We start from the raw sequence: 22373 nt of genomic DNA, 5'->3' as shown, positions 1-22373 counted from the left end.
GGATGATGGTCAGTGTCGGACAGGCGCACGGGCTGGATGAAACATTGTTATTGGAGGGCACCGGAATAACCTCCGGCGAGCTCGCCGACGAGAATGCGCAAATCTGGCCGGATCAGGAATTCGCCGTGGCGCGAAATCTGATCGGCCACCTCGGCGACCTGCCCGGCCTCGGCGTACAGACCGCCCGGCACGCCACCATCGGCAAGGGCGGCATGGTGGGCCTTGCCGCCCTGGTCAGCCCCACTATCGGGGACGTCCTCGCGATCACGATCCGCTACCAGGACCTGGTGTCCGTCGCGGCGCGTTACGCGCTGGAGGACCGCGGCGACGAGGTGGCGATAGTCGTCGACGGCGAGGCGATTCCCGAGGATGTGCGCGACTTCTTCGTCGAGCGCGAGGTGGCGTTCGTCTTCATGGCCGGCGAGTTGCTCGACGTCGAGATCCCGGTCATCGGTGTCGAGATGCAGATCTCCGCGGAGCGCGGTGAGGAGCTGTCGGCCATCACCCCGTTCGACCGGCATCCGACGGCCTTCGAGCAGCCCAGGAACGTCATAGTCCTGCCTCGGTCGTTCCTGGATCACCCTATGCCGCAAGCAGATTCGCGTACCGCATCGGCACTCGAACGGCAGTGCCGGGAGGCGTTCCGGCAATTGCTCGGGGCGAGTTGGCGTTTGACGGCGAAGGTGCGGGAACGGCTGCTGAGCGATCCGGATCGGATGCCGTCGATGGCCGAGATTGCCGTGGAGTTGCATGTCACGGTGCGCACACTTCGGCGCCGCCTGGCCGACGAGGGCGTCACGTTCCGTGGCCTGCTCAACAACGTGCGCGAGATCAAGGCGGCCGAACTGTTGCGTACGTCGGCGACGGTCGAGGATGTGGCGCGCCGACTCGGCTATGCCGAAACCGCGAACTTCACCCATGCCTTCACGCGCTGGCGCGGTATGAGCCCGCGGGCATACCGGCAATCGGTATTACGTAAGTAGATTTCGGGACAAAACTTAGGACGGAAATCAGCGAAAATTGGGAGCCATATCAATCGCCTGATAGTTGAACAGAAAATAATGCTTACGCGGTTTCCTATGCAATTCTTGTGATTCGGCACAGCTGCCGGTGCCGTCCGCTTGGGGTGAAGTCCCGGAGGTGCTGCCGCGCTGTTGAAAATGTCCGATTTGTCGGTATTCAACCGTAGCTGGAGGCCTGCATGGAGAAGTTTTCCAAGTAAAACATCTGTTAAGCTTCCGCCATGTCATCCCCTGCTCAGCGACAGCACGGCCCGGCCGTGCGCGGGTACGGCCGCGTGCGCCGGACGATGCCACTGCGCGGGACCTTTCGGCTGCGGCCGGTGGCCGACACCTGGCGCTGGTCGGCGCTCAGCGCGCTGATCGCGATCGGTGTCCCGGAGGTGGTGCTGCTCGCCGTCGGCCATCTGGAGCTGGCGTTCTACACCTGTGCGGGCGGGCTGTGCGCGCTGTACGCGCACGGGCTGCCGTACGCGGCGCGGGCGCGCGCACTGGCGTGGGTGGTGGCCGGAATGGTCGCGGGTACCGGGGTCGCGCTGGCCACGGCGGCGCTCACAGAGTCCGCGGCCGTGCGGGTGGCGGTCATCGCGCTGCTCGCCGGGGTGTTCAAGGTCGTCTGCGATGCGACGCGGATCGGGCCGCCCGGGAACGTCATCCTGACCTTCGTCACCGCCACCGCCGCGTTCCTGCCGACCCGCCTGACCGACCTGCCCTGGCATCTGACCCTGGTCCTGGCGGGGGGAGTGCTGGCGTGGCTGGTGTGCCTGGCGCCCAGCCTGATTCGCCCGCACGGTCCCGAGCGGCGAGCGGTGGCCCGTGCCCTCGAGTCGACGGCACGCCTGCTCTCGGCTGACGACCCGGCCGCGCCCCGCCTGCGCTACGAAACCGCCGCGGCCGTACAGGCGGCCTGGCACGCGCTGCGCCTGGTTCCCGCGCGGACGACGGCCCGCGCGGCCGAACTCGAGGCACTGGCACACCTCGTCGTCCGCGCCGAATCCCTGGCGGCCGCGGCCCACCGCCACCCGCCCGGGAGCCTGCGCACCTCAGCGCCGCGATCGGGAGAGGCTGCCGCCTTCGAAGATTCGCACGCCGTGGCCCCACGGCCGGATCGGGCTGTTGCACACGACAGTTCACACGCTGGGACTCCGCGGACGGACACAGCCGGGGCGGCCGGTGGTACCTCCGGGAAGGGTGCATCGGTGTTCCCTCCGTCGCTCCGGCGTGCTGTCGGCCGGAACCTTGCCGCGCGGTGTGGATCCCGGCCGGACGCATGCCGGGATGACGAGGGCCGACCAAGCCTGGATGTTCCTGGACGTGCTCCCGGCGATGTTCCTGGACGTGCTACCGGCTCGCGAGCTGGGGTGTCGCAGTCGAATCCGGCCGAGGTGTTGGAGGGCTGGGCCGGTGCGTTGCGGGGTGGGCATCCGGTGCCGGTGGTGGATCGGGTTGCGGGGGAGGATGCGGAGGTGCTCGGGCTGGCGGTGGAGCGGGCCGCCGATCGTCGGGATCGTGGATTGCGCCGGGTGGCAAGGGCTTTCGCTCCTTCTTCGCCGCTGTTTCCGATCGGGGCCCGGGTCGCGATCGGCAGCGCCGCGGCGGGGTGGGCCTCGATGGCGCTGGGCGTGGACCGGCCGTATTGGGCCGTGGTGACGGCGGCGGCCGTGTATGTCGCGAATACGGCGCTCACGTGGCAGCGTGCGGTGCAGCGCGTGCTGGGTAATCTCGGCGGCGTGCTGCTGTTCACCGCGCTCGTGCCGCTGTTGCGCAGCGCCGCCGTTCTCGTCTTGGTGGCGCTCGCATGCCAGCTGGTGGTGGAGGCGACCATCTCCCGCAACTACGCCCTGGCCACCGTATTCGTCACGCCGATGGCACTGGTGATGACCGAGTTCGCGCTCCGCCACCCGGCCCGGGAACTGGTCGCCGACCGGTGGCTCGACACCTGCGTGGGCGCCGCGGTGGGCATGCTGGTCTGCCTCGCCATTCCGAACAGGCGGGTGACCGGCCGGGTGGACGCCGCCCTGCGCACGGTCGACGCCGCCATGGTGCAGGCCCGCACGCCGGACGGGCGGCTCGCCGCGCGAGAGCGCCTGGCGGCCGCATTGATCGAACTACGCGAAGCCTCCGACACCGCATCGGGAGAGTGGTGGAGCGCGCCGGTACCGCAGGAGCGGGTGGTGGCGGCCGAACGCACGGGACATCGCCTGCTCGCCGAGCTGTCACCGCGGCCGGTGACTGTCCGCTGATGGCGGCCGGTGCGGAGTCGGCTCCACAGGTCGTGCAGGCGTGGAGTACTCCGGGAGTCGGGTTACGTCGGTGCCCGGTGCAGTGTGTTGCCGGTGCACCGGGCATCGGCTGTTCGCCGAGTTCACGGCGCGACCGGTGACATCATCTGTCGGTCGGCGCGGGGTCGGGGACGGTCGTTCGGTGAGGTGGCCGGGGTGTTGCTCGGTTGGTGGGTGATCGTTCGGTGGTGTGGTCGGGTAGTGGTGGTGGGTCAACAGTGGGCGGCCGCGGGGAAACCGTGGTTGATGCTGCGTCGTTAGGGCGGTGATCGTGTGTCGGTGGTGGAAGAACCGGGCGGCGGTGGTGTCGCCGTGCCGCGGGATGTCGGCCGGAGACCGTCGGAGGACGCGGTTGCCGGGGTGCTGCGGCAGTGGGCCGGCGTGCATCCGGACCTCGATACCGAACCGGTGGCGGTCATCGGGCGCATCAACCGGTGTGCCGCGCTGCTGCAGCAGGTGACGGACGCACCGCTGGGGCGGGCCGATCTGACCCGGCCCGAGTTCGACATCCTGTGCGCGCTGCGCCGGGTCGGCGCCGAGCTGACCCCCGGCCGACTCGCGCGCGAGACCTTCGCGTCACCCGCCGCCGTCACCAAACGCGTTCGGGGACTGGAGAATCGCGGACTGGTCTCCCGCCGCATCGATGGCCGCGATCGCCGCGTCGCCCATCTCGGCCTTACCGACGCGGGCCGGGAGTTGGTGGATCGCGTACTGCCACAACAGCTTTCCTACGAGCACAACCTGCTCTCGGGACTCCCGGCGAATGAGCGCGCGGAACTGGCGGCGATACTCGGCGACCTGCTGCTGATGCTGGAAGGGCGGCTCGGCGGTCTGGAGCACTGAGCCGATGGCACCGCTTTCGGCGATGACGCCGCGCGCCCGAGCCGGTGGTCCGGCTCGGGCGCGATCGATCATCGGCAATCGGTTGGCGCCGAATTACCTTCGGTCTCAGCCGTTGCTGGCGACCGAGAGGGTGCGGCTGCGCCGCCGACCGGCGGGGGCGGCGGGGATCCGCGGCAGTTCCGCGGAGTCGAGGGCGGCGTAGTAGACCGCCTCGTATCCGGCGCCCAGGTGCTCGGTCGAGAAGCGCTCCATGACGCGGCGACGGCACGCGGCGGGATCGATGTCCCCGGCCTTGGCGATCGCGGCGGGGAGTTCGGCCGGGTCGTCACAGATGATGCCGGTGACGCCGTCCTCGATGACCTCGGCGACCGCGCCGCCGCGCAGGGCCACCACCGGGGTGCCGCACACCATGGCCTCGATCATCACGATGCCGAACGGTTCTTCCCAGCGAATCGGGAACAGCAAGCAGCGCGCTTGTGAGAGCAGCAGCTTCTTGGCAACCGCATCGGCCTCGCCGAATACGACATCGCGATCGGACAGCAACGGCCGCACCGAACGTTCGAAATAGGCCTTTTCGGGCGGTTCGTTCATTTTTGCCGCGAGGACCAGTGGAATATCCGCGGCATGCGCCGCCTCCAATGCCAGGTCCGGCCCCTTGTAGGACGCGTAGCGGCCCAGGAACAGTGCGAAATTCTGCTTTTCGTCCTGGAATGGGAACTCGCTCGGCCGGATCGAGTTGTACACGCGCCCAAGCCAGTTCAGCTCGGCCGCCAGTGAGCGCTGCCGGTCGCTGATGGCGACCAGGTGGGCCGTATCGCCCAGCGCTCGATAGTATTCCCCTGCATCACCGTCGACGGGGCCGTGCACGGTCACCACCGACGGAATGCCGAGCTCCTTGTACATCGGGGCATTCAGCGGTCCCGCGAAGGTGTGATCGTGCACGATGTCTATTCGGTCGTGCTGCGCGATCTCAGTGATGATGCGGCGGACCTTGAGTGCATTCAGGACCTCGGGGAAAGGATCGCCGAGCCGGTCCGCGAGAATGTCGTCCCACACTCGCACGAAATTGGCCTTGGTCCCGGAACGACCCGCACCCAGCAGCGTGACCCGGTGTCCGCAGTCGACGAGCGCATCGGCGAGCTGGGCGACCACTGCTTCGACACCGCCGTAACCGGCCGGTGGTACCTCGAAGTACGGGGGTGCGACCATCACGATGTGCAGCGGCGAGCCGGATCCGCGGAGCTGGTGAAGGATCGAATCCGTGCCGGACTGGGTACTGCTCATGGTACTTCCTCCTCGATGGTGTGGAGTTGTGACCGAGTCGTTCGCTGTATCGACCACTGTGCTCAAAAAGGCCGCAGCGGCCAGGTATTGGTGGCATCCGGGACCATGGCCGGCGTGCACCGTGCGCACGAATCGAGCTTTGTCCGGCGTCAATCCCACTGGTTCACAGCCACAATCGCGATATTGCGTCAGCCAGAGATCCGCCTCTGCAGCAGGCGACGGCTGTGATGATTCTTTCACGGTCGGTGCTGCAGGCTTCGGGCCTTCTCAGCATTCACCGCACTGCCCTCCGGTCGTCGGGAATTATTCATGTGCTGGCAACCGCGAACCACCGGCCGTTGTGGAACGGTCGGAATTCCGCGTTATAGACATACTTTCTGCGAAGGTCATTTGACCCGACATCGGTGAGACGTCGCTAAGTCAACAGCTTTTCAGCCGTCTCCGATGTGTGAATTGCCGGTTCCGTGCGGAATTCCCCGACGCGTTGTGCACTGTCGGATTCGCCGTCGACCGGCATTGGTGTAATGCGTTGCGTATCCTCATCGAGCTGGGCTCGACGGTAGGCAATATCGAACATGCCGCGCTCCTCATGGTTGCGCTCCGCCAGTTCTGGCGGGCGATGCTCGCGCACGCTGTGGCAATTACCCAGTAAATAGTCACTCAAACCGTGATGCAAGTTTTTATTAGCCCCGATTACATACTGGTCACCGGATTAGTTTGGGAGAGTGGCCGTTCCGCGCACGATACGTACCGTTCGGTCCGTATTCGTCGGCCCGTCAAGAGTCCTCGGCGGCACGGCGTGCGCGGGCGCGGCGCTTCCCCTCGTGCATGGCCTGCACCCGCGCGATGGGGATGGTGTGGCCCTCCTCGACCAGATCGGCCGGAAGTGCCTGCGGCGCGGGCATCTCGTCGCGCCACGGGTCCCGGTCCGCGAGTTGCGCTGCCGCCGTATGGATCGTGAAATCGCCCGGAACGACGTCGTCGAGCTCGGTCCACGACAGCGGGAACGACACCGGCGCCCCGGGGCGCACGCGGGGGCTGTAGGCCGCGACCACGGTGGCTCCGCCGGACCGCGTGGAATCGAGGAAGACCTTGCCGCCGCGGTCCTCTCGGATGAACGCGGTGGTGGCCAGGTCGGGGTCGATCCGTTCGGCGCGGGCGGCGACGGCGCGGGTGGCGGCCGCGGCGTCCTCGATCGCGATGCCCGGTTCGACCGGAACGAAGACGTGCAGGCCCTTGGCGCCGCTGGTCTTCACCGCGCCCGCCAGGCCGTCGTTGCCCAGGGCCTCCTTGATGAGACGGGCGGCCGCCACGGCCTGCCGGAAGTGTTGGCCGGACGGGGGATCGAGGTCGAGCACGAGGTGGGTGGGCCCGGCGGTGTGGTCGGTGAGCAGCAGCAAGGGGTGGTATTCGATCGCACGCTGATTGCCGAACCACAGCAGCGTGCGGACGTCGTCGCAGAGGGCGTAGGTCACCTCGCGCCGCGAACTCTCGGCCCACATCGTCACCCGCGCCACCCACTCCGGGGTGTACTTGGGCAGATTCTTCTGCATGAACGGCTCCTGCCCGGGCCGGATGCGCACCACCGAGAGCGGCCGGTCGCGCAGCCCGCGCACCATGCGGTCGCCGACGAATTCGAGATAGTCGACGAGGTCGCGCTTGGTGGCGTCCGCACCGTCGAACAACGGCTTGTCGAGATTGGTCAGCGTCACGCCCCCGCGTGACTCTTCGCTGCTCATCGCCCAACCATGCCCCGAGGTGCGGGCCCGGTCAACCGTGCCGACGTGCGCTGCAGCCGAGCGTCGCGTCCGCTCGCCTCACTGCGAGGCGGAGAGTGCTCCGACTGGCGGTACCCGGTCAGCGGTCCCGGTGACCAGCGAAACGACCACGGCAACGGCCAGATTGGCGACCAGCGCGATGAGCCCGCCGTTCACCCCGAACAGCGGGTCGCGGCCCAGGGCGTGCAGGATCAGCACGATCGCGGTGCCCACCAGCAGCCCGGCCGTGACGCCGCCCGCCGTCAGTCGCCGCCAGTACAGCCCGACCAGCACGGCGGGCAGCAGTTGCGCGATGCCCTCGTAGGACAGCACCGACAGATCGACCAGCGCACTCGGGTAGATCAGCGCTCCCGCCAGCGCCAGCGCGCCCACGACGAAGCAGACCAGCTGCGACCGGCCGCGCTGCCCGCGATCGGTGATGCCGTCGGCCCGCCGCGTCCCGTGCAGGCCACCGCCGAGAATGGTGCGGCCCCACAGCGTTCCGATCGACACCAGGAACACGCTCATCGGCACGATCGCCGACAGCGCCCCCGCGATTCCGATCACCGCCACCACCGCGGGCGGCAGCGAGTCGGTGACCAGCTCGAACAGGGCCAGATCCGGATTCGACAGCGCGGGCACCACGAACAGCGCGGCGGCGCCGATGAACATCGGGATGCACAGCAGCAGCTGATACCAGGGCAGCAGCATCGAATTGCGGCGCAGCGGGGTGGGTCCGGCGGCCGACAGGTATCCGGCGACGGTGGTCGGGAAGATGCAGATGGTCGCCACGTTCAGCAGGATCGTCGAGACGAACCAGGCCGCACCGAACGTGCCCCCGCCCGCGCCCGGGAAGGTCAGCCACTGCGGCTTCTCCGCGACGAGACGATCCAGCAGTTCGCCGGGACCGTCGAAGTAGTGCCAGGGCACGTAGATCGCCAGGAACAGCACCGCCAGCACCGCGAGCCCGTCCTTCAGCACGCTCACCCAGGCCGAGCCGCGCAGGCCCGACGCGAGGATGAACGCCTCGGCCACGACGAACGACACCACGGCGGCCACCTTCAGATCGATCGCGCCGTAGGACATGGCGTTGACGACCACGCCCATGCCCTGGATCTGCAGCTGCACGTAGGGAATCAGGAATACGGTGCAGACGACGGCGACGACGATGCCGAGGCGGCGCGAGGAGAAGCGGTGCTCGGCGATGTCGGCGATCGACACCAGATGGTGCCGGGCGCAATAGGTCCAGATCAGCGGGGCGACGAAGTAGGCGACGACGAGTCCGGTGCTCAGGTACGCGATCAGATAGAAGATGGGGACGCCGTATTTGTACGACCATCCGGCGGCGCCGAGGAACGAGAAGCTCGTATACGACTCGCCCGCCATGAGCAGCAGCACGAACACCGTGCCCAGCCCGCGCCCGGATACCGACCACTCCGCCATCGAGCGTTCCCGGCCCCGGCCGGACAGCACCCCGATCGCGACCGTCGCGGCCATCGCGACGGCGAACAGCGCGACCGCCACCGCCGCGGCCGAGGTCACGACGGCTCCGCCGGGTTCTCGTCGGCCGGAACGAATTCCGCGGCGCCGCTGCGGTATGCGGGGTCGAAGCGGGCCACCAGCGCCACGATCGGCCCGGTCAGGACCGTCACCGCCAGCAGATAGCAGATCAGGAACGGAATCCCGAAGATTCGCGGCTCGATCCGGTCGGCCACGAACGGCGCCAGACAGTAGAGCAGCCCCGGCAGTACCAGCAGCCACAGCACGGGCCCGCGCCGCCGCACGGGAATCGATTGCTCGGGTACATCCTGCGTGGGCTCACCCATGGTTCCGCCTCCCACGAGTCCGAAGATCAACTCCTACACTCTCGCCCACACGCCATGTCCTCGCCACGCACCCGCCTCCGGCGCGCCGAGTGAGCACCCCCGTCTCCCGCACCCCGCGCGTGTTCCCGCACTCCCTGCACGGGGTGCGTGGTCATGCCGAGGGTGCGAGAAGTCCGGTGGCCGGTCAGGAGTAGCGGGATTCGCAGGTTTGCTGGTTGCCGAGGACGCCCGCCCGGAAGGCGTCCACGCGGGAGAAGCCGCTGGGGACCGTATTGCCCTCGACGTCGCTGGCGGCCAGGCCGTCGGTGAGCAGGCCCGAGACCGCCTTGTCGAGATCGCCGGGGGACAGGGCGATATCGCCCTGGGTGGGCGAGCGGTTCTCGTCGGCGAGCCGCGCGGTGATCACCCCGGACAGGCAGGCGGCCCGGAGGCCGGTCTTGGCGCCGGTGAGGGCCTGGCGGGCGTTGTTCTGCACCGCGAGCGCATAGCGCGACACGAACACCACGTAGGCGTTGTAGTCACCGCCGACGCGGGTCGGAAAGCCGTCCTGCTCTTCGGTGTTCGCGACGCCGCGCTCGGCGAGGGCGGGCACGTCGGTGCCGATGGTGTTGGTCGCCGGACAGTAGGTGACCGGCACGGTGTCGGCGCCGTTGCGGCAGTTCAGCTGGGCCCCGTGATAGTCGTAGGCCGGGGCGTGCGGGACCGGCATGATCGACGACATCGCCTTGCTCAGCTCGGTGAGGCTGTCCTTGGTGATCTGCAGTTCGCCCTGATTGTCGTCGTACTGGCTGTAGGACTGCGGCAGATTCTTGCGGCGCTGGTTGACGTCCTTCATATCGATCGACTTGCAGCCCTTGGGCCCGTCGGTGAAGCCGATCTGCACGGCGGTCACGCGCTCGAACGCCGAACCGTGCACGGCCTCGGGATCCTCCGGATTGGCGTCGCGGATCGCCACCGTCGCGGCGAGCACGTTGTTGAGGCCCTCGGAGGTGTTGATGGTGAAGTGCGGCGCCTTGTCCTCGGCCACGTGCCGCATGAACGCCCCCGCGAAACAGTCGGCCTGCTGCTCCTTGACCAGGACCGGATCCTTCGGGCCCACCATGCGCGCCATGGTCTGGACGGCGTGCCCGTACTCGTGGGCCAGCACCATCACCACCGCCATCTTCCCGAAGCTGTCCTGCATCATCGGCAGCAGTACGCCGCGATCCCAGCCGACCGAGTTGTCCAGGCGGCAGTAGGCGGCGTTCACCAGGCGGTAGGTGGTCTCCTTGCAGAACTCGCCCTCTTGGGTCTTCGGCGCTTTGGCGCTCCAGGAGTGGAACTTGGTGACCGGCGCGAACTGACCCTCGAATTCGTTGTGATACTCGCCCTGCCAATAGTTTTGGATATCGTCGAGGGCGTTCAGCGCCAGCTTGTCGATCTCGCCGTTGTCGCCGCCGACGGCGCTCATCGGGGTGTCGGGGACGCCCTGGCGCGGGCCGCTCGGCCCATCGGTGGTGGGAAGTCCGGCCACCTTGAAGGGATCGTCGTAGATCGATACCGCCCGGCCGTCGGTGGTCATGGCGCAACCGGCGAGCAGCGTGGCTACCAGTGCCCAGACGGCCAGCGCCGTGATCACCTGGCGTCTCGCCACATCCACTCCCTCCCCGGGGCCGGTCACATATCGGTCTCGGTCGCCGGTACAGGGTAATAGAGGGCAGCTTCGAGCCCCACCGATGTCCGGACCATCGAATAGTATCCGGCACATGTCATCACCGGGGGCGCAGAAGATCACCGTGCGCCATGAGGGAACCGATCGTGTCTTCGACTCCCAGCAGCAGATCACCATGGGCCGTGCGCCGGAGGTGACGCTGTTCGTCGACAGTCCGCTGGTTTCCCGTGTGCACGCGACACTTGTCTGGCAGGGTAATGCCTGGTTACTCAGCGACAACGGAAGTACCAACGGCGTGTTCGTGGACGCGCAGCGGCTGTCGCGGCCGGTGCCGATCGAGCGGCCGACACTGGTCCGGTTGGGGGACGCGATCAGTGGGCCGCTACTCCATCTGGTTCCCGAATCCGCGCGCCCGGCACCGCCGCCGCAGCAGCGTCCGGGGCCGTCCCGCGGGCAGCCACCGGCCGACGGTTACCGCCCGGCGTCGCCCCCGCGGCAACAGCCACCGGCGCAGCATTCCCCGGCGCAGCGACCGCAGACTCCGCCGCAGCGCCCGAACATCCCGCCGCACCGCCCCGGCACGCCGCCCCAGCATCCGCCCGCTCCTTCCCAGGGCCGCGCCGGTGCGCCGCCGCGCCGTCCGGATCCGCAACCGCAGCAACCGGTTCCGGCCGCGCCGAACGTCAACATGACCACCAAGGCCGACAGCTCCGCGCTGCCGCCGATGCGCGCCCGCGCCTCCACCGCGCCGGTCGCGCGCGCAGACCGGATCCCGGCGGGCGGCCTGACCATCGGCCGCACCAGCGACAACCAGATCGTGGTCAACGATCCGCTGGCCTCGCGCCGGCACGCCCGGCTGGCCAAGGGCGGCGAGGGCCTGCTCCTCGAGGACCTGGGCTCGGCCAACGGCACCTTCGTCAACGGCCGCCGCGAGCAGCGGGTGGTGTTGCGCGAGCGCGACATCGTCACCATCGGCAATGTCGACTTCGTCGTGCAGGAAGGCACGCTGAAGCACCGCCGGAAGCCGGTCGCCGAACAGGGGCTGCACGTGCACGGCGTCGGATTCGTCGTCGAGGGCAACAAGCAGCTGCTGATCGATGTGAACATGCAGGCCGGTCGCGGCACCCTGACCGCGCTCATCGGGCCCTCCGGCGCGGGCAAGTCCACGCTGTCGAAACTCGTTGCGGGAACGACGCATCCGTCCGCGGGTGTGGTCACCTTCGAGGGCCGCAACCTGCACGCCGAGTACGAGGCGATGCGCAGCCGGATCGGCATGGTCCCGCAGGACGACGTGCTGCACCGCCAGCTCACCGTCCGCCAGGCGCTCGGCTTCGCCGCCGAACTGCGGCTGCCGCCCGACTCCAGCAAGGCCGACCGCCAGCAGGTGATCGACGGTGTGCTGAAGGAACTTTCGCTCACCGAACACGCCGATACCCGCGTCGATCGGCTGTCCGGCGGCCAGCGCAAACGCGCCTCGGTGGCCCTGGAACTGCTGACCGGCCCGGCGCTGCTGCTGCTCGACGAGCCCACCTCGGGCCTGGACCCGGCGCTGGACCGCCAGGTGATGACCATGCTGCGGGAGCTGGCCGACGCGGGGCGCACGGTCATCGTCGTCACCCACTCGGTGGCCTGCCTGGACATGTGCGATCAGGTGCTGCTGCTGGCGCCCGGCGGCAAGACCGCGTTCTGCGGACATCCCGCCACCGTCGGCGACTTCCTGGGCACCAGCGATTGGGCGGACATCTTCGCCCGGGTGGCGGCCGATCCGGACGGCGCCTTCGCCAACTACCGGTCCCGCCAGGCCGCCGTGGCGCCGCCCCCGCCGCCGGTCGCGCCGAACGGGGCCGTCGGGCGGCCGCCGAAGTCCAGTGGCTGGAAACAGTTCTCGACCCTGTCGAGGAGACAGGTGCGGCTGATCCTCGCCGACCGCGGTTATCTGGCCTTCCTGGTGGTGCTGCCGTTCGTGCTCGGCATCCTGTCGCTGGTGGTGCCGGGTGAGAACGGCTTCGCCCCCGGCGTGCCGGTGCCGCTGCCGGACGGCACCTTCGTGCTCGACGGCGGCGGGGAGACCCAGCAGTTGCTGGTGGTGCTCATCCTCGGCGCCTGCTTCATGGGGTCGACGCTGACCGTGCGCGATCTCGTCGGCGAGCGCCCGATCTTCTTCCGCGAGCGGGCGGTGGGGCTGCTGCCCTCGGCGTATCTGCTGGCGAAGGTCGCCATCTTCGGCATCGCGGCGCTGCTGCAGTCCGCTGTCCTGGTCGCGATCGTGCTGGCGGGCAAGAATCCGCCGGGCAAGGGGGCCCTGATCCCGTCGGGCAGTGTCGAGCTGTACTTCGATCTGGCGTTCACGGCGGTGGCCTGTGTCGTCATCGGCCTGCTGCTGTCGACGATCGCCAAGTCCAACGAGCAGGTGATGCCCCTGCTGGTCGTGATGATCATGTGCCAGCTGGTGATGGCGGGCGGCATGATCCCGGTGACCGACCGCATCGTGCTGGAGCAGCTGTCCTATCTCTTCCCGTCGCGCTGGGGCTTCGCCTCCGGCGCCGCGACGGTGGACCTGCGCTATCTGTTCGCCAACGCCCAGCCCGATGCGCTGTGGCAGCACAAGCCCGGCTTCTGGCTGTTGGACATCGCCATGCTGCTGGTGATCACGACGGTGCTGTCGGTCCTGACCTGGTGGCGGCTGCGTTTGAAGAAGACAACCGCATGATCGGGCAAAATCGCAGGTCAGAGTGGGGATTTGGACCTGCCCCGCGCGTGTCGTCGTCACAGCAGGCACACTTATGCGTGTGACGGCTCGAGTTGGGGCAATACATCTCGGCTGGGATGTGGTGTCCGTGGCCGCAGGCGGCGGTGGCACACCGATCCGCCCGGTCCAGGTGGAAGGCACATACACGCCGCCGGCGTACCTGCTGGCGGACGCGTCCGGTCGTCTGCACACGGCGGGCGGCGAGCGGCAGCGCCCCGACCTGGGCATTGCCATCTCCGACGTGCGCGACGTGCTGGGCCACCGGCAGATCCGGATCGCGGGCGCGACCTGGCCGGTGGAGCTGGTGTTCCGGGCCCGGATGTACAACCCGCTCGCCGCGACGGGTAAGTACCTGCGCGGCAAGCCCGAGGTCGTCGCGCTGCCCTTCCCGGACGACTGGCCGGACGAGAAGATCGACGAATACTGCCGGCTCGTCGAATTGCTGGATGTGGCAACCGAACCGCTACCGGAGTCGGTGGCACTGTCCGGATACGTGCGCGCGCTCGGCCTGGTGCGCCCGCCGGAGCCGGGTTTCGCCGGTTCGGGTGCCACCGGCGTCTACTCCGACGGCCGGGTGTGCCTGGTGGTCGCCGTGCACGGGGACGACGAGCAGCCCACCGAATCGGTCGGCGTGCCCATCTCGCCCGATGCCATTCGCGATGCCCATTCGGCCGACAATGTGGTGATCGAGGTGATGGCCGCGGCCCGCTCGATCAGCGCCGACACCTCCACCGTGCTGCTCACCGGCAACGTGTGCTTCAACGACGCGCTGCGGCTGGCGTTCCAGAACCACCTCGGCCATCGACTACGCGTGGCGGACCATCCGATGCACGCGCTCTCGCGCTCGGTGCGGCACACCTGCTGGTCACCGACAGCGAGTACGCCGAGGAGGAGGCCTATCCGGATCCGGAGCCGCCCAGACCGGCGCCCGGCCCCGACGCGCGCCAGGCCGCAAGCCGCCATCCGAATCCTCCGCCGGGCGAGGGCCCGTCGTATTCCACACAGCGACAGCCACCCGGTTCGGGTGGCGCGCACGGCTCCGCCGAGGAGCCGGGACGCGCGGTCGGCCGGGAGGGCCGTGCGCCCGGTTCCGGTCACCCGGCGCCCGGCCTGTCCGGTGGGGGACGCGGGGCCGATCCGGGGAATCCCGGGCCGGGCCCGGCTCGTCAGACGAGCTCGGCGCCCGGCACATCCGCCGGGGGACAGGGAATGACCAGCGAACATCCGGGTTCGGGGCGCCGGATGACGTCCTCGCCCGCCACGCGGGACTCCGAGGGCGGGCGGCACAGCCTGCGGACACCGCAGGCGGTCGCGGGCGATACGGTGCGGCACGGCGGTCGGCCGGTCGACCCGGCGTCGCAGCACGCCGGGCTCGGTGCGCAGCCGCTGCGCCGCCAGCCGGAGCCGATGCCGCAGCAGCCGTATATGGCTCCGCGGCATACGGATTCGCCGCCGCGAGTGGGGCGGCACGCCGCGCGCGAGGTCGACGAGGAGCCGACCACGCGGGTCACCCGCGGACCGGATGGGCTGCCGGACGTGGCTACCGGTAATCGCGGTGGTTCCCCCGGCCCGACCTCCGAATACGAACGCCCCGAGCACGCTCACGGGGAGGGCGACGATCACGGCAAGATGTGGCACAGGGTCAAGGACAACCTGTTCGGGGCGCCGACCATCGTGGGCGCCGTGGCCTTGGCCGCGATGGCGCTGTCGCCGGACGGCGGCGCCGACCACGTGGCGCATCCCGCCGACGAGGTCGTCACCTCCGCCGAAGGACAGGCGCCCGATGGCATCGGGTTGGCCGCGCACGTGCCGGGCGCGTGGGCCGACGCGCGCGACATCGGCTTCACGGCGCCGGGCGCCGATAGGGGCGCCCCGCACACGGCCGTCCCCGGCGCGGTCGGCGACTTCGACGTCCGCTCGGTCGGGGCCTTCGCGACGACAGACTTCGGCGCCTGGCCCTCGATCGAGCAAGTCGCGGGCGTCCCGCATTCGGCTCCGCTCTGCGCGCTGACCCCGAGCGTGACCGGACCGGGTTCCCCGGGCGTCGGTGCCACGTCCGACGGGGCCGACTGTCCGCAGCTCGGCATCAACAACCTGCAATATTCGGTCCCCACCCCGCGCGGAGTCATCGACCACGGGCCGCCGATGCACATCTGATCCCGGCCAAAAGCATGCCGGGAAAAGAGGTGGAGAGCGTGCTGGTATCGTTGCGCGTTGGCGTGCGGTACGTCGCGAGGTGACTCGTGTCGTCCCACGGGCCCCGGGTCTCCACTGGCCGCCGGGATCACCCGACCGTTCGCCTGGCCGGCAGAACACCGACGACAGACAGGGAAGCACTGTGCCTACGTACAGCCCGAAGGCGGGTGACGTGACCCGTAAGTGGTACGTCATCGACGCCACTGACGTAGTGCTCGGCCGCCTTGCCGTGCAGGCAGCGAATCTGCTGCGTGGCAAGAACAAGCCGACCTACGCGCCGAACGTCGATGGTGGCGACTTCGTCATCATCATCAACGCCGACAAGATTGCGATCGCCGGCAACAAGGCCGACCGCAAGTTCATCCACACCCACTCCGGCTTCCCGGGCGGTCTGAAGACCCGGTCTGTCCGTCAGGTGATGGAGACCCGCCCCGAGCGTGTCGTGGAGCGTGCCATCAAGGGCATGATCCCGAAGAACAAGCTGGGCAACCAGGTCGCCCGCAAGCTGAAGGTCTACGCCGGCCCGTCGCATCCGCACGCGGCCCAGCAGCCCGTTCCGTTCGAGATCAAGCAGGTGGCCCAGTGACCGCTCCTGAGGAATTCAACGAAGAGTACGTCGAGGAAGCTCCCGCCGAGATCGTCGAGGACGGTGCCGGCTACGAGGAGACCTTCGAGGCTCCCGCCGCCCCGGCTCTGATCGACCGCCCGGTGCAGACCGTCGGCCGTCGCAAGGAGGCCGTGGTTCGCGTCCGCCTGGTGCCCGGTACCGGCAACTTCGTGCTGAACGGCCGCACCATCGAGGACTACTTCCCGAACAAGGTGCACCAGCAGTTGGTGAAGTCCCCGCTGGTCACCGTCGAGCGCACCGAGACCTTCGACGTGTACGCCCGCCTGGTCGGCGGCGGCCCGTCCGGTCAGGCCGGCGCCCTGCGGCTGGCGATCGCCCGCGCGCTGATCGAGGTCACCCCGGACGACCGCCCCGCCCTGAAGCGGGCCGGCTTCCTGACCCGTGACCCCCGCGCCACCGAGCGCAAGAAGTACGGCCTCAAGAAGGCCCGCAAGGCTCCGCAGTACTCCAAGCGCTGATCTTGCAGCTGTACACGAGAGCAGGCGCCCCTGTCCGGGCGCCTGCTCTCGTGCTGTATTCACCGCGGCACGCAATCGCGCACGCAGCCGCCCGGCCTGCGTGACGATGGAGATTGCCGCGGGCGCAATAGGATCCTTGGGCGTCGCGGATCCGAGCCGCATCCACACACTGCTCAGGAGCGAGGGAATGGGACGTTTGTTCGGCACCGACGGAGTTCGGGGGCTCGCCAACGACTCGCTGAGTCCGGAACTGGCGCTGCATGTTTCGGCGGCGGCGGCACAGGTGCTCGGCCGCGGCAAGAAGCGCGCGGTGGCGGTGGTGGGCCGCGACCCGCGCGCCAGCGGCGAGATGCTGGAGGCCGCGGTGACGGCCGGACTGACCGCCGCCGGGGTGGACGTGCTCTCGGTCGGCGTGCTGCCGACGCCTGCGGTCGCCTATCTGACGGCGGCCTACGACGCCTGCCTGGGCGTGATGATCTCCGCCTCGCACAACCCGATGCCCGACAACGGAATCAAGATCTTCGCCGCGGGCGGGCACAAGCTCGACGACGCGGTCGAGGACCGCATCGAGGATCTGGTGCGGGAGAAGACCTTCGCGCGGCCGACCGGCGCCGCCATCGGGCGGGTGCTGAGCGTATCCGGCCTCGACGGTCATGTCGACGACCACTACAGCCTGGCGGGCACGCACGAACGCTACGTCGAACATCTGGTGGAGGCGACCGGGCGCGACCTGAACGGCCTGACCGTCGTGGTGGATTGCGCGCACGGCGCGGCCTCGGACGTGGGCCCGGCCGCCTATCGCGAGGCGGGGGCGCGGGTCATCGCGATCAATGCCGAACCCAACGGTCTGAACATCAACGAGCGGTGCGGCTCCACGCATTTGGACCAGGTGCAGCACGCGGTCCGCGAGCACGGCGCCGATCTGGGGCTGGCGCACGACGGCGACGCCGACCGCTGCCTGGCGGTGGACGCCGCGGGCACTGTCGTCGACGGCGACGCGATCATGGCCATCCTCGCGCTGGACATGCACGAGGCCGGCGAACTCGCCCACGACACCCTGGTCGCGACCGTGATGAGCAACCTGGGCCTGCACCTGGCGCTGCGGGCGGCGGGAATCACGATGCGCACCACCGCCGTCGGCGACCGGTACGTGCTGGAGGAGCTGCGCCGCGGCGGCTACACCCTCGGTGGCGAACAGTCCGGGCATGTGGTGTTCCCGAAGTTCGGTACCACCGGCGACGGGGTGCTGACCGGCCTCAAGCTGATGGCGCGCATGGTCCGGACCGGCCGCAGCCTCGCCGATCTCGCGAGCGTGGTGCAGACCGTGCCGCAGGTGCTGATCAACGTGCCGGTCTCGGACAAGTCCGCGGTCGCCGTGGCCCCCGAGATCCGCGACGCGGTCAGCGAGGCCGAGCGCGTCCTGGGCGAGACCGGCCGAGTCCTGCTGCGTCCCAGCGGGACCGAGCAGCTGGTCCGCGTCATGGTCGAGGCCACCGATCCCGATCGTGCGCACCAGCTCGCCGACGATCTGGCCAAGCGGGTCGCCGCCGTCTGAGCCCGGTATCGAACGGCGTTGCGCGAGATCGGCGTCGAATGCCGCCACCCGTGCGGTACGCGCGTACCAAGGTCGTTGTGAACCCCGGTCGGACCCGTTCCCACGAGCGGCGGCTCGAAACAATGCATGAGCTGGTAAGAAGCGCTAGTCTCGACTGGACGTCCGGTGACCATCCGTGGGATCGGGACGCAAGGTTCGGGACCACGACGTATGGTGGACCCGAATCATGATGCGACAGCGAAGGCTTGGGTTTCCGTGAGGGGGAACAGTGAACACGCTGAAGCTCGATCCGGCGGCAATGGCCGCCTACACCACCATCGCGGATACTGTCTCGCAACAGCTGGCCTCGGCGGCAACTGTTGCTGAAGGTGCGGTCGACCCGGAGCGGCTGGCGGCCGATCTGGGCTTGCTCGGTGCTGATTTCGCGGCGCGGTTCACCGCGGCGGTGACCGAACACGCACAGGCGCTGTCCACGGCGGGCCAACTGGTCTCGGCCTACGGGCAGGTGCTGCGCGGATTCGACGCCTCGGTGGCGAGCAACGAGACCGATGCGGCCGCCGCCATGAAGCAGGCAGGGGAGTCCCTACCATGAGGCGCCTGAAGAATCGGCCGTCCGAGCCGACCACCCCGGCCGCGGCGTCCGATCCCACGGGTGATCCGCCGATCGTGGCGCGGCTGGTGGAGCCCCTGCTGGCGTTGCGTGCGTCGCTCGGCACCGGCGTCGGCATCCCCGACGAGGCGATTTCCGCCGCCCTGTCGTCGGCGTCCGCCCGCGCCGCGGAAACCGAGGCCCCCCACCGCGACGGCCTGCACGCCATCGAATCCACCTGGACGGGCAAGGGTTCCGATGCCGCCGTTCCCTCGCTGCGCACCACGCAGACCGAGATCGGTGACATCTCCGACCGCGGCCCGGCCTATCTGTCGGTGCTGGCCGACGCGCAGTCCACCAGCTCGCGCGCGGCCACCAAGGTAGACAAGATCATCGAGGATTTCCGCCGCGATGCGCGGATCATCCTGGACAACGCCTCCTCGTCGCCGGATACCGACGCGGTGATCGCGCGAGCCAGCCGGGCGCTGCGAGATGCGCTCGGCACGGTCAATACCGCGCGGGGCGAAATGGACGACCACACCCGGCGGCTGGACCGGATGGAGCCGCTCACCGTCACCACGCCGTCCGGGGTCAATCAGGGCTGGGGCGGAACGCAGGGCCAGTCCTGGTCGACGGCGCCGGGGCAGGCCCCGACGGTGCCCGGTCAGGTACCGGGGCAGCCGATGGATCCGGCGCTGGTCGCCCAGATGCAGTTGCAGCAGCAGCTCATCTCCGCGGGTGTGGAGGTCGGCACCACGGCGATTACCGCGGGTGTCGATATCGGAACGCACCTGATCGACAAGATCGCCGAGGTCGGCACGCACACCATCGATACGGTGGCGGCCTCGGCCGACAAGGCGATCACCGAGGCGATCAATCCCGGCGCGAGTGACGGCACCTCGAGCGGCGGCAGCGGGTCGAACAAGCTGTTCGACTTCGGCGGCACCGGGCAGACCGGGCAGTCGACACCGTCGGGTACCGCGCCGGGGGTCGTCATTCCCCCCGCGGCGAATGCACCGGGCGCGCCCGGCGGGGCGGAGAAGGCGGATGCCAAACCGGCCCCCGCCGCACCGCCCCCGTCCTCCATCCTGCCGGACACCCCGGCCCCGGCCGACCCCGCGCCCGCACCGAAACCCGCGGCGCCCGACCATGTTCCGCCCGGTACGGCCGGTGGCCTGGCCATGCCACCGCCGCCGTCGAACGATCAGGAGCACAAGCCGCGGGGCGAGGGCCAGCTGGGTGTGACGGTGCCGGCCCGCGTCGAGGAGACGGTCCCGGCGGCCGTCATCGGCGATTTCGGCGATGACACGATCTGATTCGGGGGATCCGAACCGGGATCAGGGCAATCCGTTCGACCTGGGCCTGCCGATGGTGCGCATGCCGGCGCGCAAACAGAAGCGGCGGCGTCCGGGTCGCCGCGGTGCCCGGCGCCGACGCCCGCCCGAGATCGATGTCGATGCCCTACCGCCGCCGGACGGGCCGTCCTACCAATCGGGTGATTGGGAGCAGTGGCTGGATCCGACCGTTGCGCCGCAACGGGAACCGGCCGCCGAGCCGATCCCACCGGACCGGATCGGGCCGGGCATCGACGAGGGCGATACCGCCGAGCGAGACAAGTCCGGCCTGATTCCGGAATTGATCGACCGGTCGGGCGGCAATCCCGGTATGCGGCTGCGGCATCCGCGGCGGCGTCGGCCGGACAACCGCCGCGCCGACAAGCTGGTCGCGGTGCTGATCATGCTCGGCCTGGGTGTCGTGATCGTCTCGATCGTGCTGACCGTCATCCACACCACGCGCGACCGCACTCCGGCCGCCACCGCGAAACCGACACCGGTGCAAGGGGTTCCGGCCCGCACCACCGCGCCGCCGGCGAGCACCACCCAGCCGGCGACCTTCGCGACCGACGGGTGCGAGCAGCGCCGCACCGCCGATATCATCTCGGGCACCGATCCCGGCGGTACCGGCAACGGCCCCGACGCCATCCTGGCCTTCGAGCGCGCCTATTACGTGCAGCGCTCCGGGTTCGCGGCCCGTGCCGTGGTCGCCGACACCGCCGATGTTCCGGCGGCGGAACAGATTCAGCGCGGCATCAACCAGGTGCCGGTCGGCACGCGCTACTGCGTGCACATCACCCGTTCGGGCGGGGAGGGGCAGTGGGAGGTCAAGCTGACCCAGCAGCTGCCCGACGAGCCTCCGAAGTCGTTCACCCAGATCGTCACCACCCGCACCATTTCCAACCGCACCTTGATCACGGCTATCCACGGGGGATGAGCCGAGCCGGCGGTAGTGTGGGCGCCGATGTACGAGATCGACTTCGTGGAGTTCCCCTCCGATGCGGCGAACACAGGTGACTTCTTCGAGCAGGCGTTCGACATGGGTACGGCCGCGATCTTCGGGTGTCGCCGATGAGCGCGTTCGCCTGGAGTCATAACGAGTTCTATCACCGGCTGCTCCTGCGTCAGCTGCCGGAGCATTGCCGACGGGTGCTCGACGTCGGCTGCGGCTCCGGGGCGTTCGCCGCGGAACTGGCCCGGCATGCCGAGCACGTGGATGCGATCGATCGATCGCCGGACATGATCGACGGGGCGCTGCGCTCGGTTCCCGGAAATGTCAGCTGCATCCTCGGCGACGTGCGGGACTGGGAGTTGCCGGACGACGGATACGACGCGATCGTCTCGGTCACCGCGCTGCACCACGTCCCGCTGGAGGAAACCCTGCCCACCCTGGCTCGCGCGCTGCGGCCCGGCGGGGTCTTGGCGGCGGTCGTGCTGCCTCGGAAGGATCTGCGCGAGTGGCCCTTCGAGCTGGTGGCCATGCTCGGCCAGCGGATCCTCGCGGGCCTGTTCTTCGTGCTGCGCACGCTGGGTCGGGGTAGCTGGTTCGCCGCCGGTGACGACCCGGCGATGCCGATGGTGCTGGATCCGCCGCTGACCACCCGCGAGGCCCGGGATGCGGCCGCGGCGCTGCTGCCCGGGGCGCAGGTGCGGCGGCTGGTCTACTGGCGGTATTTCCTGGTGTGGCACAAGCCGATGGACGGGCCGTCAGAACTGAGCGTGTACGAAACCGGTGAAGGGAACAAGGAAACCGCCGAACTCTCCGGCGATGAGCGCGTACATCGCCAGCCGGACCGGTGAGTCGAGTTCGCCGCGGAACTGATTGGTGGTGTCACGCCGCCAGCCGTGCCAGCAGTAGGTGGCGATCGCTCCGGCGAAGAAACCCAGAACCACCAGTGCCGCAACTAGATTCACGGCGGACGGCCAATCGCTGAGCGCCACGAACACCGCCAGCAGGACACCGGCGAAGCTGTACATCAGCGCGGACCGGTGGGCGATATCGACGTACACGTGCGCCGCGCCCTCCTCCGAGGTGCGGATCCCGTGGTACTTCCAGGCGCCCAGCAGCAACGCCCAGAGGAACAGCAGGCCGGTGATCAGCAGTGTGATCCGGGTGTCGATGCCCAGTTCCAGCTGTTCCATCGCGATCCTCTCGTCCGCCACCGCTCGCTGCGAGTCACTCTATGTGACGCATGGTTGCAC

General features: G+C 69.2%; 20 protein-coding genes. 13 read left to right on the top strand and 7 right to left on the bottom strand.

Annotated elements, in window-relative coordinates:
* Positions 1–5: 5 nt before the first annotated feature.
* From NM1_RS06185 to NM1_RS06175, 3 genes are all read left to right on the top strand, one after another.
* A complete protein-coding gene (locus NM1_RS06185) occupies positions 6–983 on the top strand; it encodes an AraC family transcriptional regulator (RefSeq protein ID WP_169814206.1) in 978 nt (325 codons plus the stop codon).
* A 260-nt stretch (positions 984–1243) separates the two neighbouring features.
* Positions 1244–3262, top strand: a complete 2019-nt coding sequence (locus NM1_RS06180) for an FUSC family protein (RefSeq protein ID WP_211339379.1) — start codon at positions 1244–1246, stop codon at positions 3260–3262.
* Positions 3263–3580: 318 nt separating this feature from the next.
* Positions 3581–4144: a MarR family winged helix-turn-helix transcriptional regulator gene (locus NM1_RS06175; protein WP_246011145.1), complete on the top strand. Its 564-nt coding sequence runs from the start codon at positions 3581–3583 to the stop codon at positions 4142–4144.
* Positions 4145–4249: 105 nt separating this feature from the next.
* Here NM1_RS06175 and NM1_RS06170 read toward each other — a convergent pair whose 3' ends face one another.
* The 6 genes from NM1_RS06170 to NM1_RS06145 all read right to left on the bottom strand — a co-directional run bounded on the left by NM1_RS06170 (position 4250) and on the right by NM1_RS06145 (position 10644).
* Entirely contained in the window at positions 4250–5428 is a 1179-nt protein-coding gene (locus NM1_RS06170) for a glycosyltransferase family 4 protein (protein WP_084519204.1), read from the bottom strand.
* A 415-nt stretch (positions 5429–5843) separates the two neighbouring features.
* The gene (locus tag NM1_RS41960) at positions 5844–6092 is read right to left on the bottom strand and encodes a hypothetical protein (protein ID WP_147288948.1); all 249 of its coding nucleotides are present in this window, start codon (positions 6090–6092) and stop codon (positions 5844–5846) included.
* Positions 6093–6204: 112 nt separating this feature from the next.
* Positions 6205–7167 carry a non-homologous end-joining DNA ligase gene (gene ligD, locus NM1_RS06160; RefSeq protein ID WP_068014826.1) on the bottom strand — a complete coding sequence of 321 codons (963 nt, stop codon included), beginning with the start codon at positions 7165–7167 and terminating at the stop codon, positions 6205–6207.
* A gap of 78 nt (positions 7168–7245) precedes the next feature.
* Entirely contained in the window at positions 7246–8727 is a 1482-nt protein-coding gene (locus tag NM1_RS06155; protein WP_068014825.1) for a sodium:solute symporter family protein, read from the bottom strand.
* Positions 8724–9011, bottom strand: a complete 288-nt coding sequence (locus NM1_RS06150) for a DUF3311 domain-containing protein (protein WP_068014824.1) — start codon at positions 9009–9011, stop codon at positions 8724–8726. The genes NM1_RS06155 and NM1_RS06150 overlap by 4 nt, the downstream gene beginning before the upstream one ends.
* A 184-nt stretch (positions 9012–9195) precedes the next feature.
* The gene (locus NM1_RS06145; RefSeq protein ID WP_068014934.1) at positions 9196–10644 is read right to left on the bottom strand and encodes a neutral zinc metallopeptidase; all 1449 of its coding nucleotides are present in this window, start codon (positions 10642–10644) and stop codon (positions 9196–9198) included.
* Positions 10645–10756: 112 nt separating this feature from the next.
* On the opposite strand from NM1_RS06145, the gene NM1_RS06140 reads away from it, so the two are divergent.
* The 10 genes from NM1_RS06140 (at position 10757) to NM1_RS44425 (ending at position 21971) form a co-directional block, all read left to right on the top strand.
* Positions 10757–13372 (top strand): FHA domain-containing protein, encoded by a 2616-nt coding sequence (locus tag NM1_RS06140; protein WP_068014821.1) that lies wholly within the window; start codon positions 10757–10759, stop codon positions 13370–13372.
* 79 nt (positions 13373–13451) lie between these two features.
* Positions 13452–14624 (top strand): hypothetical protein, encoded by a 1173-nt coding sequence (locus NM1_RS06135; protein ID WP_255286164.1) that lies wholly within the window; start codon positions 13452–13454, stop codon positions 14622–14624.
* Complete coding sequence (locus tag NM1_RS42955; RefSeq protein ID WP_169814202.1) at positions 14621–15568, top strand: hypothetical protein; 948 nt, start codon at positions 14621–14623, stop codon at positions 15566–15568. The genes NM1_RS06135 and NM1_RS42955 overlap by 4 nt, the downstream gene beginning before the upstream one ends.
* Positions 15569–15749: 181 nt before the next feature.
* On the top strand, positions 15750–16193 hold the full coding sequence (rplM, locus tag NM1_RS06130) for a 50S ribosomal protein L13 (protein ID WP_068014820.1): 444 nt from the start codon (positions 15750–15752) through the stop codon (positions 16191–16193).
* On the top strand, positions 16190–16693 hold the full coding sequence (rpsI, locus tag NM1_RS06125; protein ID WP_084519203.1) for a 30S ribosomal protein S9: 504 nt from the start codon (positions 16190–16192) through the stop codon (positions 16691–16693). Before rplM ends, rpsI begins: the two co-directional genes overlap by 4 nt.
* Before the next feature lie 187 nt (positions 16694–16880).
* The gene (gene glmM / locus NM1_RS06120; protein WP_068014818.1) at positions 16881–18248 is read left to right on the top strand and encodes a phosphoglucosamine mutase; all 1368 of its coding nucleotides are present in this window, start codon (positions 16881–16883) and stop codon (positions 18246–18248) included.
* Positions 18249–18516: 268 nt separating this feature from the next.
* On the top strand, positions 18517–18840 hold the full coding sequence (locus NM1_RS06115; protein ID WP_068014816.1) for a hypothetical protein: 324 nt from the start codon (positions 18517–18519) through the stop codon (positions 18838–18840).
* Positions 18837–20153: a hypothetical protein gene (locus NM1_RS06110; protein WP_068014814.1), complete on the top strand. Its 1317-nt coding sequence runs from the start codon at positions 18837–18839 to the stop codon at positions 20151–20153. Before NM1_RS06115 ends, NM1_RS06110 begins: the two co-directional genes overlap by 4 nt.
* Positions 20140–21108 carry a DUF8176 domain-containing protein gene (locus NM1_RS06105; RefSeq protein ID WP_068014813.1) on the top strand — a complete coding sequence of 323 codons (969 nt, stop codon included), beginning with the start codon at positions 20140–20142 and terminating at the stop codon, positions 21106–21108. The genes NM1_RS06110 and NM1_RS06105 overlap by 14 nt, the downstream gene beginning before the upstream one ends.
* A gap of 134 nt (positions 21109–21242) precedes the next feature.
* The gene (locus tag NM1_RS44425; RefSeq protein WP_068014811.1) at positions 21243–21971 is read left to right on the top strand and encodes a class I SAM-dependent methyltransferase; all 729 of its coding nucleotides are present in this window, start codon (positions 21243–21245) and stop codon (positions 21969–21971) included.
* On the opposite strand, the gene NM1_RS40840 is transcribed toward NM1_RS44425, so the two are convergent.
* Positions 21879–22313 (bottom strand): hypothetical protein, encoded by a 435-nt coding sequence (locus NM1_RS40840; RefSeq protein ID WP_084519213.1) that lies wholly within the window; start codon positions 22311–22313, stop codon positions 21879–21881. The genes NM1_RS44425 and NM1_RS40840 overlap by 93 nt on opposite strands.
* Positions 22314–22373: the final 60 nt, after the last annotated feature.

This window comes from Nocardia mexicana NBRC 108244 (genome assembly GCF_001613165.1).
Classification (GTDB): Bacteria; Actinomycetota; Actinomycetes; order Mycobacteriales; family Mycobacteriaceae; genus Nocardia; species Nocardia mexicana.
Note: the sequence above shows the minus strand (reverse complement) of the source record. Positions and strands in the feature narration are given on the sequence as shown.